The 14,082-nt window shown below is 68.5% G+C and carries 12 protein-coding genes; 3 read left to right on the forward strand and 9 right to left on the reverse strand.

Annotated features, from left to right (window positions below; all coding sequences use genetic code 11):
• Positions 1–21: 21 nt before the first annotated feature.
• From aroB to alaS, 8 genes are all read right to left on the reverse strand, one after another.
• A complete protein-coding gene (gene aroB, locus QNM97_RS11895; RefSeq protein ID WP_208791097.1) occupies positions 22–1,143 on the reverse strand; it encodes a 3-dehydroquinate synthase in 1,122 nt (373 codons plus the stop codon).
• Entirely contained in the window at positions 1,140–1,703 is a 564-nt protein-coding gene (locus QNM97_RS11900) for a shikimate kinase (RefSeq protein ID WP_208791096.1), read from the reverse strand. Before QNM97_RS11900 ends, aroB begins: the two co-directional genes overlap by 4 nt.
• Positions 1,700–2,908 (reverse strand): chorismate synthase, encoded by a 1,209-nt coding sequence (gene aroC, locus QNM97_RS11905; protein ID WP_208791095.1) that lies wholly within the window; start codon positions 2,906–2,908, stop codon positions 1,700–1,702. Before aroC ends, QNM97_RS11900 begins: the two co-directional genes overlap by 4 nt.
• 70 nt (positions 2,909–2,978) lie before the next feature.
• A complete protein-coding gene (locus tag QNM97_RS11910) occupies positions 2,979–3,365 on the reverse strand; it encodes a prepilin peptidase (protein ID WP_283822891.1) in 387 nt (128 codons plus the stop codon).
• 90 nt (positions 3,366–3,455) lie between these two features.
• Positions 3,456–4,373, reverse strand: a complete 918-nt coding sequence (locus QNM97_RS11915) for a shikimate dehydrogenase (protein WP_502875033.1) — start codon at positions 4,371–4,373, stop codon at positions 3,456–3,458.
• Positions 4,370–6,358, reverse strand: a complete 1,989-nt coding sequence (mltG, locus tag QNM97_RS11920; RefSeq protein WP_283822892.1) for an endolytic transglycosylase MltG — start codon at positions 6,356–6,358, stop codon at positions 4,370–4,372. Before mltG ends, QNM97_RS11915 begins: the two co-directional genes overlap by 4 nt.
• 145 nt (positions 6,359–6,503) lie before the next feature.
• On the reverse strand, positions 6,504–6,959 hold the full coding sequence (gene ruvX / locus QNM97_RS11925) for a Holliday junction resolvase RuvX (RefSeq protein ID WP_283822893.1): 456 nt from the start codon (positions 6,957–6,959) through the stop codon (positions 6,504–6,506).
• Complete coding sequence (gene alaS / locus QNM97_RS11930; protein ID WP_283822894.1) at positions 6,959–9,736, reverse strand: alanine--tRNA ligase; 2,778 nt, start codon at positions 9,734–9,736, stop codon at positions 6,959–6,961. Before alaS ends, ruvX begins: the two co-directional genes overlap by 1 nt.
• Positions 9,737–9,861: 125 nt before the next feature.
• Between alaS and QNM97_RS11935 the strand changes: the two genes are divergently transcribed.
• The 3 genes from QNM97_RS11935 (at position 9,862) to QNM97_RS11945 (ending at position 12,579) form a co-directional block, all read left to right on the forward strand.
• Positions 9,862–10,329: an OsmC family protein gene (locus tag QNM97_RS11935; RefSeq protein WP_283822895.1), complete on the forward strand. Its 468-nt coding sequence runs from the start codon at positions 9,862–9,864 to the stop codon at positions 10,327–10,329.
• A 59-nt stretch (positions 10,330–10,388) separates the two neighbouring features.
• A complete protein-coding gene (locus QNM97_RS11940; protein ID WP_283822896.1) occupies positions 10,389–11,240 on the forward strand; it encodes a helix-turn-helix transcriptional regulator in 852 nt (283 codons plus the stop codon).
• A 112-nt stretch (positions 11,241–11,352) separates the two neighbouring features.
• Positions 11,353–12,579, forward strand: a complete 1,227-nt coding sequence (locus QNM97_RS11945) for an MFS transporter (RefSeq protein WP_283822897.1) — start codon at positions 11,353–11,355, stop codon at positions 12,577–12,579.
• Here the strand turns inward: QNM97_RS11945 and QNM97_RS11950 are convergent.
• Complete coding sequence (locus QNM97_RS11950; RefSeq protein ID WP_283822898.1) at positions 12,560–13,999, reverse strand: MFS transporter; 1,440 nt, start codon at positions 13,997–13,999, stop codon at positions 12,560–12,562. The two genes, QNM97_RS11945 and QNM97_RS11950, sit on opposite strands and share 20 nt — an antisense overlap.
• Positions 14,000–14,082: the final 83 nt, after the last annotated feature.

The following is a 14,082-nucleotide window of genomic DNA, read 5'->3' on the forward strand; positions in this document are numbered from 1 at the left end:
TCCGGCCCGGATTCATCCAGCTCAGAGCAGGGTCGCCCCGCCCGGCGCCGCTTCTGCGGCAACCGCCGAGTACGCGGCGGCGACCAGGGAGGGGTCGGGGCCCTCGAGGCGCCCGGGTTTGGCGAGTCCGTCCAGGACGACGAAACGCATGACGCCGGAGCGGTTCTTCTTGTCACCCGCCATCGTGGTGAGCAGATCGCCGAGGGCATCGGCATCGTAGGTCGTCGGCAATCCGACGAGGGACAGGATCGCCGCGTGGCGATCGGCGGTCGCGTCGTCGAGCCGACCGGCCAGCCGCGCGAGTTCGGCGGCGAAGACCAGTCCCACCGACACCGCCGCGCCGTGGCGCCAGCGGTAGCGTTCGCGACGCTCGATGGCGTGGCCGAGCGTGTGACCGTAATTCAGGATCTCCCGCAGCGACGACTCCTTGAGGTCGGCGGATACCACGTCGGCCTTGACCTGCACCGATCGACGGATGAGCTCGGGGAGGACGTCGGCAGTCGGGTCGGTGGCCGCGACCGGGTCGGCCTCGATGATGTCGAGGATCGTCGGGTCGGCGATGAATCCGGTCTTGATGACCTCCGCCAGACCGGCGATCACCTCGTTGCCCGGTACCGTCTCGAGGGTCGCGATGTCGATGAGCACCGCATCGGGCTCGTGGAAGGCCCCCACCAGATTCTTACCGGCATCGGTGTTGATGCCCGTCTTGCCGCCGACCGCGGCGTCGACCATCGCCAACAGGGTCGTGGGGACGTGGATGACCCCGATTCCCCGCATCCACGTGGCCGCGACGAATCCGGCCAGGTCGGTGGCGGCGCCGCCACCGAGCGAGATGATCTTGTCGTTGCGTTTGAGCCCGATTCGGCCGCACACATCCCAGCAGAATGCGGCCACCGCGAGATCCTTGCCGGCCTCGGCGTCCGGAATCTCCACACGATGTGCGTCGAATCCCTTGTCGGACAGGTATTCCCGGATCTGTTCCGCGGTCTGGGCGAGCGTCGGCTGATACAGAATCGCGATCCGATCGGCACCGGCGGCGGCGTCGGCGAGTTCGCCGAGCAGACCTCGTCCGATGATCACGTCGTAGGGCGACCCCGCGTTGACGCGGATACGTACCGGCTCGGTGGTCGTCGGGTCGCTCATGTGGTCCTCTCGGGTACGAGTTCGCGGGCGATCGCGGCGATGATGACGTCGGCGACGTCCTGCGCATCACCGTCGGCCGCGTCGACCTCGATGGTCGCGACGCCGCTGTAGATCTCGGCGCGTTCGGTCAGCAGTTCACGGTAGCGAGCGGCCGGATCACCGGCGGCCAGTAGCGGCCGATCCGATCCGGAGACACGCGAGAAGCCTTCCTCCGCACCGATTTTCAGGTGAACGACTCGGTGACCGTCGAGCGCGTCACGGACCGCTTCGGTGGTCACCGCACCCCCACCGAGGGCCACCACGCCGCGGTGGTTCTCCAGGACGTCGGCGACGACGTCGCATTCGATCTGCCGGAACCGAGTGGGCCCGGCCCCGGTGAAGATCTCCGGGATGCTCTGGCCGGTGCGCGTCACGATCTCGGCGTCGGTGTCGACGAAGTCGACGCCGAGCTTGTCGGCGAGTATCCGCCCGACCGTGGACTTTCCGGCACCCATGAACCCGACGAGCACGGCGACCGGACGATCGGGGCCGCCGGTCACCGGCAGTGGTGTGCCGGTCATGAACGCGGGGGCCGGGACTCGACGTGCTTGAGGTAGCCGCGCAGATTCTCACCGGTCTCGGTGGCCGAATCGCCACCGAACTTCTCCAGCGCCGCCTGGGCGAGAACCAGCGCGACCATGGCTTCGGCCACCACACCCGCCGCCGGCACCGCGCACACATCCGAACGCTGGTGGATGGCGCTGGCCTGATCACCGGTGCTCATGTCGATGGTCGACAGGGCGCGCGGCACCGTCGAGATCGGCTTCATCGCCACCCGCACCCGCACGTCCTCACCATTGGTCATGCCGCCCTCGAGGCCACCGGCGCGGTTGGTCGACCGCAGCACGCCGTCGGGTCCGGGGACCATCTCGTCGTGTGCGGCGCTGCCACGCCGGCGCGCGGTAGCGAAACCGTCACCGACCTCGACACCCTTGATCGCCTGGATTCCCATGAGCGCACCGGCGAGCCGGGCGTCGAGACGGGTCTCCCCGCTCACGTGTGAGCCGAGCCCCACGGGCACATTCGTCGCCACGACCTCCACCACGCCACCGAGGGTGTCGCCGTCCTTCTTGGCCGCCTCGATCTCGGCGATCATCGCCGCCTCGGCGTCGGAGTCGAAGGCACGGACCGGGCTCGCGTCGATCGCCTCGAGGTCGGTGATCCGGGGCGGCGGACCGACATAGGGCTCACTCGCCCCGATGGAGATCACGTGCGAGACGATGTCGATCCCGAGCACCTGTCGCAGGAAGTTCCGGGCGACCGTGCCCGCGGCGACCCGGGCCGCGGTCTCGCGGGCACTGGCCCGCTCGAGCACCGGCCGCGCGTCGTCGAAGCCGTACTTGAGCATCCCCGAGTAGTCGGCGTGCCCGGGACGCGGACGCGTGAGCGGCGCATTGCGCGCGCTGCCGTCGAGTTCGGCGGCATCGACCGGATCGGCCGACATCACCGTCTCCCATTTGGGCCATTCGGTGTTGCCGATCTCCACCGCGATCGGCCCGCCCATCGACAGACCGTGGCGCAGACCGCCGATCACCGTCACCTTGTCGGCCTCGAACTTCATCCGGGCCCCGCGTCCGTATCCGAGACGACGACGAGCCAACTGTTCGGCGATATCCGACGAGGTGATCTCAACTCCGGCGACCATACCCTCGACGATCGCCACGAGTGCCGGGCCATGCGACTCTCCGGCTGTTATCCAGCGCAACACAAGAATCCATTGTTCCATGCGGGCCACACGCCCCGCGAACAGCCTTGACGAGGCCCGGCCGCCGACACCGGCGACCGGCGCGCGAGACTCAGCCGAGCGCCAGGACGAGGACCGCGGCAAGGATCAGCGTCGGTCCGTGCGGGCGCCGCACCGGGCCGGCACGCCGATGCCCGATCAGTACTCCCACCTGGGCGAGCGCGACCATCAGCAGCGCCGCGAGCGGGTGCGCGAGGAGTCCACCGAGGACGAACCCGAGCTTGACGTCGGCGCCACCGCACCATCGTCGGGCGAAGGCGAGCAGATAGGGACCGGACCCGGCCAGGGCCGCGATCAATACGTGCGGGACAGTCAGCCCGCTAACGAGCACCGCGAGCACGCCCGGCACCAGCAACCGATTCGGGATCCGCGCGGTGCGCCGGTCGCACTCGGCGATCACCGCGAGCCAGATCATCACCACCAGCGCCGCCGCAACCATGCCGCCAGTGTGATCGGTGGCGTCGGCGTCCTGCGTCGCCGGATGGCTCGGGGACCTACGGCTGTGAACGGTCCCGAGTCTGTGGACGCGTCAGCGGGCCGCGTCGGCTCCGGCGAACACCTCGGCCATCACCGTGCGCGGTGCCGGCAGTCCGGTGAACTGCTCGACCTGACTGAACGCCTGGTTCAGCAGCATCACCAGTCCACCGACCACCCGACCGCCCGCGGCCCGGACCGCGGCCGCAAGTGGGGTGGGCCATGGGTCGTAGATGACGTCGACCAGACGTGCGGAGCCCGACACGGCGTCGAGCACCGGCGTGGTCGCCGACGCCGGGACCGTGGAGGCGGTGACCGCGGCGTCACGGCACCGCCGGTGCAGGTCGTCGGTGCTCTCGAACTCGGCCAGCTGCACCGACATCCCGAGATCGCGCGCCAGGGTGAGCACATCGGCGGCGCGCTGGGCACTGCGGGCGACGACGGTGAGTTCGCCGATCCCGACGGCGGCGAGCGCGGCAACGGTCGGCAATGCGGTACCCCCGGCCCCGACGAGCACTGCGGTATCGGGCAGGTCACCGCCGACGGTGCTCGCGTCGACACCGATGTGCTCGAGTGCGCCGGTCATGCCGTCGATGTCGGTGCAGTCCGCACGCCAGCCGCCCGCAGTGCGCACCAGGGTGTTGGCCGACCCCACCAGGACCGCACGCTCGGTGCGCTCGTCGGCGACGGCGAGCGCGGCGAGTTTTCCCGGCATGGTGACCGAGAAACCGACCTGCTCGGCCGGTGCCGCGGCGACGACTCCCGGCAGATCCGCTGCGGTGCACTCACGCCGCGTGTAGGTCCAGTCCCCCAGCCCCAGCGCAGCGTAGGCGGCCAGGTGCAGGTCCGGGGACCGCGAATGCGACACCGGGGAGCCGAGGACCGTGGCACGACGGGCTGTGCGCCCGCCCACCGGGGCGCACAGCGGTGGACGCGCCAACAGCCGGCCGGCCTCGCCGAGCGGACCGGTCATCGGCACGTGATGAACTTGTTCTGGCATGCGGTGGCGATGTTGCGTCGATGCTGATCGAAATCGTCGGTGAACAGCGTCGTCCCCTTGGAGTCGACGGTCACGAAGTACAGCCAGTCACCGTCGGCGGGCTGCTCCATCGCCTCGACCGACGGCTCGGCCACCGCGCCGATCGGTGTCGGCGGAAGGCCCTGGCGCACATAGGTGTTCCACGGTGTATCGGCCTTGAGCGCATCGTCGTGCAGGTTCAGGTCGACGACGCTCGCGGTGTAGTTGGCGGTCGAATCGAACTCCAGCCGTTGGCCTTTGGCGAGCCGGTTCAGGATCACCCGCGCCACCTTCGGGTAGTCGTCGGGTTGCACCTCGCCCTGCAACAACGAGGCGGCGACCAACGTCTGATACGGAGTGAGCCCGGACTTGTTGTTGCTCACCAGACCCCAGCCCTCGTCCATGGCGGCGCTCCTGGTGATCAGGGTGTTCAGGATCTGCGTGGCGTTGTCGTGGGGATCGATGTCCTCCCACGTTACGGGGGCGATCAGGCCCTCGATGCGGCGATGGTCGCCGTTGAGCGCCGTCACCGACTCCTGCGCCCAGCTCGGGACACCGAGTTCGGTGATACTGGCGTTGGCGGCCGCGTCGGACAGTTGCTGCTCGGTCACCCCGAGGCGTTGTCCGTTGATCTCGACGCCGGTCTGATCGGCGATCATCGCGAAGATTCCGGGGGTGACGCGCCCCGAGGTATCGCGTTTGGTGTCCAGCGGGGTGCCGGGGGGTATGACGATGCGCCCGACGCGGTTGGTCGAGTCGGCGTCGGTGATCATCTTCACCGCCTCCGCCGCCGGGATCTGGGTGCGCAACTTGTAGTAGCCGCTGGACAGGGACGCTCCGTCGGCGGCGTCGACGAACGCCCGGACGCTGCCGACGACGTTGTCGTCGACGAGAATGCCGCCGATCTGTTTGATCGACGCGTTCGCCGGGACGTGCACGAGCACGTCGGCGGTACCCGCGGCATTCGAGTAGTCCTTGCGGGAGTCGAAGAGCCCGGCCTTGTCCGCACCCCAGTAGCCCACTCCGGCCACGAGCGCCAGCATCACGACGGCGACCACGGCCATGCCGATCCGGCGTCGGCGCCGGCGGGCGACCGCCGCCGGACGACGTTCGGGATGGTCGTCGAGGTCTGGGTGGGAGTCGTCGGGAACGGATGCAAGGACGGTGTCGTCGGCGGGAGGCGAGACGACGGGGTCGTCGGCGGGAGGCGAGACGACGGGGTCGTCGGCGAGAGGCGAGACGACGGGGTCGTCGGCGGGCTCGACCAGATCGTGCGGTTCGGTCAGATCGTGATCGACACGGGCATGAACGTCGAGAGAGTCGGTGTCGGGGTGATCGGCGACGCGCGCATCGGCCTGCGAACCCGTGAGCGTCGGTTCGGCCAGTGCGGCCAGCGCGCCCGGAGCGACACCGCTGTCCCGTCTTCGCTGCGACGACCGGTCACCGACCACCGACCGGCCCGTGGCCGCCGGGGCGGACGACACGTCTGGTTCGATCCGCTCCGGCTGCGCCCGCCGTGGTTCGGCCCGCCGTGGTTCGGTGCGCGGTGATTTGGTGCGCTGTGGTTGGGCCGGCTGCGACACCGGGATGGGAGCGGTGCCGGGATCCGACCGTTGTGCGCGCGAGCGCAGCGTCGGTTGCGGCGCCGACGGGGTCGTGTCGGCCGCGGGCCGCTGTGCGGGGGCCTGGGGTGCAGGCGTCTGGGGTGCCGATGTCTGGGGTGCGGTCCCGGGCCCGGGCAGGCGACCATCCGGTGATGCCGGCGCGGCCGGCCACGATCCCGACGGGGTGTCCGCCGTACCGGTGCGGCGGCGGCGATGCCGGGTGTGGGGTCGCCCGTCCACCGGCTGTGTGAAATAGCGCAACCGGTCGGGGTCCATGCCCTCGGCGGGGCGATCCGCTCGGTCCCGATGGCGATTCCGATGCCGTTCGTCGCTCACCGCGGTTACCCTCCCTGGTTCCGGTTCGACGGCGCGGCGGCATGAACCCCACCCGTCCCCCGACACGTGCGCATGTCGCGCATCACACTGGACCTGAACCGATCGGACCCTCCGATCGGCGGACGAAGCGACGGCGCCAACGAACTCATCGTCGCGCGTCCAGCCATCCCTGCAGGATAGCGACCGCGGCAGCCTGATCAATCACCGAGCGCGACGCCTTCGCCGACCGGCCACTCGCCCGCAACGCCTGCGCCGCGGTCACCGTGGTGAGCCGTTCGTCGACGTACTCGACGGGCACCGGGGCAATCGCGGTGGTCAGGGCGTCGCCGAACTCCCGTGCCGCGGCCACGGCCACTCCGTCGGTGTTCCGCAGCGTCTTCGGCAAACCGATGACGATCCCGACGACCTCGTACTCTGCGGCGAGTTCGGCGATCCTCGTCACATCCGACCCTCCGGACGTGTCCCGTCGGACGGTTTCGACCGGGGTCGCCAGAATCCCGTCGGGGTCGCACACCGCGACTCCGATCCGCACGCTGCCGACATCGATGCCCAGACGCCGGCCCCGCCGCGTCCGCTGGTCGTCGATCCCCGAATCCGGCATCAGTGCAGGAGCTCGGAAATCCGTCGGATCGCCGGGTCCACGCCCGCCGGATCGGATCCCGATCCCTGCGCCAGATCGGGTTTACCGCCGCCGCGGCCACCGAGGATGGGCGCGATCTCCTTCACCACATCGCCGGCCTTGAGTCCGGCCGAGCGGGCGGCCTCGGTGGTGGCGACGACGAACGGCACCTTGGCCTGCTCGGCGTCCTCACTCGGGGAGAACAGTGCGATCACCGCGGCACGATGGCTGATCCGGCCACGCAGATCCCCCGCCACCGACCGCAATCCGTTGGCATCGAGCCCGGGCAGCGTGCCCGAGACGAGCAGCGTCGACCCCACCGTCACCGCCCGATCGAGCAACGTGGCCGCCGATGCGCGAGCCGCCTCGGCACGCATTTTCTCCAGCTGCTTCTCGGCGTCGCGCAAACGCGTGACGAGTTGCTCGACGCGGGCAGGCACCTCGTCGGAGGGCACCTTCAACGACGACGCGAGACCGGCCATCAGTGCGCGTTCCTTCGACAGATGGCGGAACGAGTCCATGCCGACATAGGCCTCGACGCGGCGCACCCCGGAACCGACCGAGGACTCGCCGATGAGCGTCACCGGCCCGATCTGCGCCGACGACGCGACATGGGTGCCGCCGCACAGCTCCATCGAGAACGGGCCGCCGATCTCGACCACCCGCACCTCGTCACCGTAGTTCTCCCCGAACAGAGCCAACGCGCCCATGGCCTTCGCCTCGGCCAGACCGGTCTCGAAGGTGTTGACCCGGTAGTCGGCCTCGACGGCCTCGTTGGAGATCTCCTCGATCTGGGCGCGCTGCTCGGTCGACAGTGGTCCCGACGCGTGGAAGTCGAAGCGCAGGTATCCGGGACGATTCAACGAACCCGCCTGTGTCGCACCGGGTCCGAGGACCTGACGGAGCGCCGCATGCACCATGTGGGTACCCGAATGTCCTTGCGTGGCACCGTGGCGCCAGCTCGTGTCGACGCTCGCGAGGACCTCGTCGCCTTCGACGATCTCCCCGGCATCGACGATGACGCTGTGCAACCACACCGACTTGCCCACGCGCTGAACATCTTTGACGGTCAACCGGGCGCCGGCACCGGTGGTGATCGAGCCGGTGTCGGCCATCTGCCCACCGGACTCGGCGTACAACGGGGTGCGGTCGAGGATCACCGTCAGTTCCTGACCGGCAGCGGCACTGCGGACCCGCACGCCGTCGGCGATCAGACCCAACACACGGGCCTCGGACACGAGCTCGCCGTATCCGGTGAACTCGGTGGGTCCACGATCGAGGAACTCCCGGTACACCCCGGCGTCGGCGTGCCCGGTCTTGCGGGCGTTCGCATCGGCCTTGGCCCGCTGCTTCTGCTCGGCCATGAGTTCGGTGAAGCCGCCCTCGTCGACCGTCAACCCGGCCTCGGCGGCCATCTCGAGGGTCAGATCGATCGGGAAGCCGTAGGTGTCGTGCAGGGTGAATGCGTCACTGCCCGAGAGCGTGCCCCGGTTGGCGGCCTTGGTGGCCGCTGCGGCGTCGGCGAACAACTTCGACCCGGCGGCGAGCGTCTTGGCGAACGAGGCCTCCTCGCCGACCGCGACACTCACGATGTGGTCGCGCTTGTCGGCGAGCTCCGGGTACGACGGCGCCATCAGATCGATCGCGGCACCGATGAACGCCCCCATCGTCGGGGCGTCCGCGCCGTTGACATTCGGCCCGCTCGCTCCGCTCCCGGCGCCGTTGACATTCGGCCCGCTCGCTCCGCTCCCGGCGCCGTTGACATTCGGCCCGCTCGCTGCGCTCCCGGCGCCGAGCAACCTCGCCGAGCGCACCACGCGCCGCAGCAACCGGCGCAGCACGTAGCCGCGGCCGTCGTTGCCCGGCAGCACGCCGTCGCCGATGAGCATCGCGGCGGTGCGGGTGTGGTCGGCGATCACCCGGAACCGGACGTCGGCCTCGTGGTCGCCGGCACCGTAGGCGCGTCCGGTCACACTCGCGGCGAGGTCGATGATCGGTTTGAGTAGATCGGTTTCGTAGACGTTGTCGACACCTTGCAGCAGGCAGGCGACGCGCTCGATGCCCATACCGGTGTCGATGTTTTTCTTGGGCAGCGGGCCGAGGATCTCGTAGCCCTCCTTGCCGCCGCCCGGGCCGCGCACGTTCTGCATGAACACGAGATTCCAGATCTCGATGTAGCGGTCCTCGTCGGCCTCGGGTCCACCTTCGATCCCGTATGCCGGACCGCGGTCGTAGAAGATCTCCGAACACGGTCCGCACGGACCGGGGACGCCCATCGACCAGTAGTTGTCCTTCATGCCGCGTCGCTGGATGCGCTCGGCGGGCACGCCGATCTCGTCGCGCCAGATCGACTCTGCCTCGTCGTCGTCGAGATAGACCGTCGGCCACAGCTTTTCGGCCGGAATGCCGTATCCGCCGTCCTCGACGCTGTTGGTCAGCAGTGTCCAGGCGAAGGTGATCGCCTCGCGCTTGAAGTAGTCGCCGAAGGAGAAGTTGCCCGCCATCTGGAAGAAGGTGTTGTGACGGGTGGTGATGCCGACCTCGTCGATGTCGAGGGTGCGCACGCACTTCTGGACGCTGGTGGCTCGATCGAACGGCGGGGTCTGCTCGCCGAGGAAGTACGGCTTGAACGGCACCATCCCGGCGTTGACGAACAGCAGGTTCGGATCGTCGAGGACCAGCGAGGCGCTGGGCACCTCGGTGTGCCCGGCCTTGATGAAGTGATCCAGGAATCGCTTCCTGATGTCATGCGTCTGCACTGGGTGAGTCCTCGAAAGATCGGCGATGAGCGTATCTGCGGCTTACCAGCCTACCGTCGGCGGGACACACGCTCGCCGAGAGCGTCGGGTATCGCGGTCGTCGCCGGCGCGGGCATACTCGGCCCATGTCCGGCGAACACCACTATCGCGTCACCACCACGTGGATCGGCGACCGCGGCACCGGGACGTCCGGGTACCGCGACTACGACCGCACCGTCCGCATCCGCGTCGACGGTAAACCCGATGTGATCGGTTCGGCGGATCCGGCGTTTCGCGGCGATGCGACGCACCACAATCCGGAGGATCTGCTGCTCATCGCGATCTCGCAGTGTCACCTGCTGTCGTATCTGCACGCCTGTGTGACCCGCGGCGTCATCGTCACCGGCTACACCGACGAGGCGACCGCCGTTATGGCACAGAAGGGCAACGGCGGCCACTTCACCTCCGCCACCCTGCGCCCGACGGTCACGGTTGCCGAGGAGTCGATGGTCGCCGGCGCCCACGATGCCCACCACGACGCCCACGAGTGGTGCTTCATCGCGAACTCGGTGAACTTCCCGATCGACCACCACGCCACCGTCACCGTCGGCTGATTGCTTCCTGTCACCAGCAGTGCCAGGAACAATCCGCGCCACGCGGTCACCATGGAGTCATGACCAACGCATCGCTGCCCGTCGACCAGCTCGCGAACTTCCTTCGCTCTCGGCGTGCCGCGGTCGCGCCGGATGATCTCGGGATGGTGACGAACGGCTTCCGCCGAGTGCCGGGCCTGCGGCGAGAGGAACTCGCCGAACTGGCCGGTGTCTCACTGACGTACTACACGCGACTCGAGCAGGGTGCGGCGACCAATCCGTCGACCCAGGTGCTCGACGCACTCGCAAGAGCTCTGCGGCTCGACGACACCGAGACGAGTCATCTGTATCGGCTGGCGGGCGCGACAACGCAACCGTCGAATCATGCGCGGACCCTCCGACCGGGTTTGGCCACTCTGCTCGACGCAATGCCCGACGTCGCGGCGATGGCCCTGTCTCCAACTCAACACATCGTCGGATGGAATCGCCTGGGGCATGCCGTCTTTGCCGGACATCTCGAACCGTCGGCACCATACGGCCCGACGCCTCCGAACAAGGTCGCGATGTTGTTCAACGATCCGGCAACACGTGCGCTCCATCGCGACTGGGAGCATGAGGCGCGCCTGGCGGTGGCATCCTTGCGGTTTGTCGTCGCCCCGCTGGCGGCGCGGCCCGAGGCCATCGCACTGATTGACGAGTTATCCACAGCCAGTGAAGATTTCGCGCGCATTTGGGCGCAGCACCCGGTGCAGGCGTGTTCGAGTGGAGTGAAGTATTTCAACCACCCTGTGGCGGGTGCGCTGGAATTGCGCTACGAGATGCTGCACCTGCCCGAGGACGACGGTTACCGGCTGATCCTGATGCATGCCGTTCCCGGCTCCGCCGACGATGACGCACTGCGCATGCTCGCCAGCACCACTCACCCGGGATAGCACCGGCCCAACTCATTCGTATCCGCGCGGCCATCACCGACCGCGTGCTCATTTGTCGCGTCGTCAGCCTCTCATGGCACCACGCGTTCCCGATGGTTCAGGAGACACACATATGTCCGACCTCACCGACCAACACGTCGATCAGGTGGCCAACAAGCATCGAAGAGTGCAGTCGCACAACCACTTCCACTCCCCCACGCCTCGACACCCGGGCGCCGCTCTGGCGGCGCTGGCACTCGGCGGTTTCGGCATCGGTCTGACCGAGTTCATCATTTCCGGCCTGCTCACCGACGTCGCCGACGACCTGCGCGTCAGCGTGCCCACCGCGGGCGCACTCATCTGGTCGTATGCCCTCGCCGTAGCAGTGGGCGCCTTCACCGTCACCGCCCTTCTGAGCCGACGCCCACCCAAGTCCGCACTCCTGTTGTTGCTGGGCTTCTTCATCACAGGCAGTGTGCTCACCGCGCTGGCACCGACATTCCCGATCGCGGTACTCGGCCGTGTCCTCACCGCCATGTGCCACGGGGGCTACTTCGGAATCGGTGCCGTCCTGGCCGCCGAGCTCGTCCGCCCGGACCGCAAGGCCCGCGCCATCGCGGTGATGTTCGGCGGACTGACCCTGGCGAATGTGGTCGGCGTACCGTTCGGCACGGTGGTCGGGCAGCATTTCGGATGGCGGGCAGCGTTCTGGGTGGTCAGCATCGTTGGTGTCCTTGCCTTGCTCGCCATCCTCGCGTTGGTGCCCGCGCGGCCCGCACCACCGGCGACTTCCGGTTCGTCCTACCGCGTGCTGGCACGTCCCCAGGTGATCGCGTCGATAGTGTTGACGATGACTCTCTTCGGCGGCCTCTTTGGTGCATTCATCTACATCGAACCGCTGGTCACCCACATCAACGGCTACTCCGATGCGGCGGTGCCATGGCTGTTGGTGCTGTTCGGTGCAGGTCTGTGCGTCGGCAACGCCGTGGGTGGGTGGGGCGCCGACCGCTCACTGACCATGACGTTGCGCGTGTTGGCTGTGTCGCTCACGATCACCCTCACCGTCTACGCGCTCGTCGTGCCCTGGCCGATACCGGTCGCGATCCTGCTGTTCGTGATGGGTTTCGTCGGTTTCGCGACCAGCCCAGCACTGCAATTGCGGGTGATGCGCAGCGCCCCCGCTGCACCGACGATGGCGTCGGCGGCCAACATCGCAGCCTTCAACGTCGGCAACGCGATCGGAACCTTCCTCGGCGGACTCACCATCGGCGCGGGACTGGGCTGGGTGTCGCCGGTGTGGGTCGGCGTCGGAATGGCCACGGTGGCAACCGTGCTCACCTTCACCGTTCGGAATCCGTGAGAACCACCCCACGCCGCCGGGGCATCGCGAACGACACCACCGCGCCGACGACCACCAGCGCGACCATCGCGATCATCGCCGCGCGGTATCCGGCGTCCATGGACGTCGCGGAGGTGAAGATCGTCCCGATCACCGCGGCACCCACCGCGACCGACAACGCCTGCACGGTGTTGAACACACCCGAGGCGGCGCCGGCCCGATGCACCGGAACCTCGTCGAGCACCAGCAGACCTGCCGACCCGACGACGAGCCCGAAACCGGCGCCGGCCAGGACCAAGGCCGGCACCAACCACCAGTAGGGATCGTCGGTGCGTGCCGCGAGCATCATCGTGACCACGCCGACGGCGAATACCAGTGCGCCGCATCGCAGCACCGAGGCCCCGAACCGGGGTGCCAGCACTGTCGCCGATATGCCTGCGGCGACGAACACCGTCACCGAGAAGGGCAGCCACATCAGGCCGGTGCGTAGCACCGAGAAGCCCAGCGCCGATTGCGCGTAGAGCGACTGGACCAGGAAGAAACCGCCGGTCGGCACCATGAAGGCGGCGAATGCCGCGAGTCCGGCGGTAAACGACCGGGTGGCGAACACCGCCGGGGGCACCATCGGCTCCACACCGCGCCGCGCCGAGGCCCACTGCCGACGGCCGAACTCGGCCAGCAACCCCACCCCGAGCGCCATGCATCCGAATCCCCATGCAGGCCAGCCATGTTCGGGACCCACGGTGATCGGAACCATCAGACTCGCAAGCCCCGCGCCGAGCAGCACCGCCGACGTGACCACGATCGGGGCGGGCACCTGCGCCTTGGACTCCGGAAGGAACGCGCGAGCGGCCAGGATCGCCAGGACGGCGATCGGGACATTGATGAGGAAGATCGGCCGCCACGACATCCCCCACCAGTCACCTGCGGTGATGACGCCGCCGAGCAGCGGGCCCGCCACGGCGGCGAACCCGATCACGGAGGTGAACATCCCCATGGCGGTACCCCGCTGCGCGGGCGGATACAACACCTGGATGCAGGTGAGCACCTGCGGAACCATCAGGGCCGCGGAGAGTCCCTGAAGGAATCGGAAGGCGACCAGAGATGCCGGATCCGCGGCGAGGCCACACGCCAACGAGGCGGCACCGAAGGCGGCCAGCCCGACCACGAACATCCGGCGACGCCCGTACCGATCGCCGAGTCGCGCACCGAGCACCAGACCCGACGCATATGCCAGCGGGTACCCGGCGGCGATCCACTGCAACGCCGCCGCGGACAGCCCGAGATCGGACTGCATGGTGCGCAGCGCGACGTTGACCACGGTGGCGTCCATCAATTCCATGAACGACGCGGTCAGCAGGCACAGCAGGGCCACGGTGCGGGCGCGAGCGCTCAAGACAGGTGGGCCCTGCACTCCCCCAAAGGTTTCGGTGATCGACATCGTGGGTGTTCCTTCGGCTCGTCTCGGTGGGGAGATCCCCTGTGACGACGACGGTAGGAACCATTGCGGTCAGAACCGGTCCG

The sequence above is a fragment of the Gordonia sp. L191 genome (genome assembly GCF_030077625.1).
GTDB classification, from domain to species: Bacteria; Actinomycetota; Actinomycetes; order Mycobacteriales; family Mycobacteriaceae; genus Gordonia; species Gordonia polyisoprenivorans_A.

What these genes read in the sequence shown, in the direction of transcription:
- aroB (WP_208791097.1), bottom strand. Translation starts at nt 1,143, where the DNA reads ATGAGCGACCCGACGACCACCGAGCCGGTACGTATCCGCGTCAACGCG.
- QNM97_RS11900 (WP_208791096.1), bottom strand. Translation starts at nt 1,703, where the DNA reads ATGACCGGCACACCACTGCCGGTGACCGGCGGCCCCGATCGTCCGGTC.
- aroC (WP_208791095.1), bottom strand. Translation starts at nt 2,908, where the DNA reads ATGGAACAATGGATTCTTGTGTTGCGCTGGATAACAGCCGGAGAGTCG.
- QNM97_RS11910 (WP_283822891.1), bottom strand. Translation starts at nt 3,365, where the DNA reads ATGGTTGCGGCGGCGCTGGTGGTGATGATCTGGCTCGCGGTGATCGCC.
- QNM97_RS11915 (WP_502875033.1), bottom strand. Translation starts at nt 4,373, where the DNA reads ATGACCGGTCCGCTCGGCGAGGCCGGCCGGCTGTTGGCGCGTCCACCG.
- ruvX (WP_283822893.1), bottom strand. Translation starts at nt 6,959, where the DNA reads ATGCCGGATTCGGGGATCGACGACCAGCGGACGCGGCGGGGCCGGCGT.
- QNM97_RS11935 (WP_283822895.1), top strand. Translation starts at nt 9,862, where the DNA reads ATGTCCGGCGAACACCACTATCGCGTCACCACCACGTGGATCGGCGAC.
- QNM97_RS11940 (WP_283822896.1), top strand. Translation starts at nt 10,389, where the DNA reads ATGACCAACGCATCGCTGCCCGTCGACCAGCTCGCGAACTTCCTTCGC.
- QNM97_RS11945 (WP_283822897.1), top strand. Translation starts at nt 11,353, where the DNA reads ATGTCCGACCTCACCGACCAACACGTCGATCAGGTGGCCAACAAGCAT.
- QNM97_RS11950 (WP_283822898.1), bottom strand. Translation starts at nt 13,999, where the DNA reads ATGTCGATCACCGAAACCTTTGGGGGAGTGCAGGGCCCACCTGTCTTG.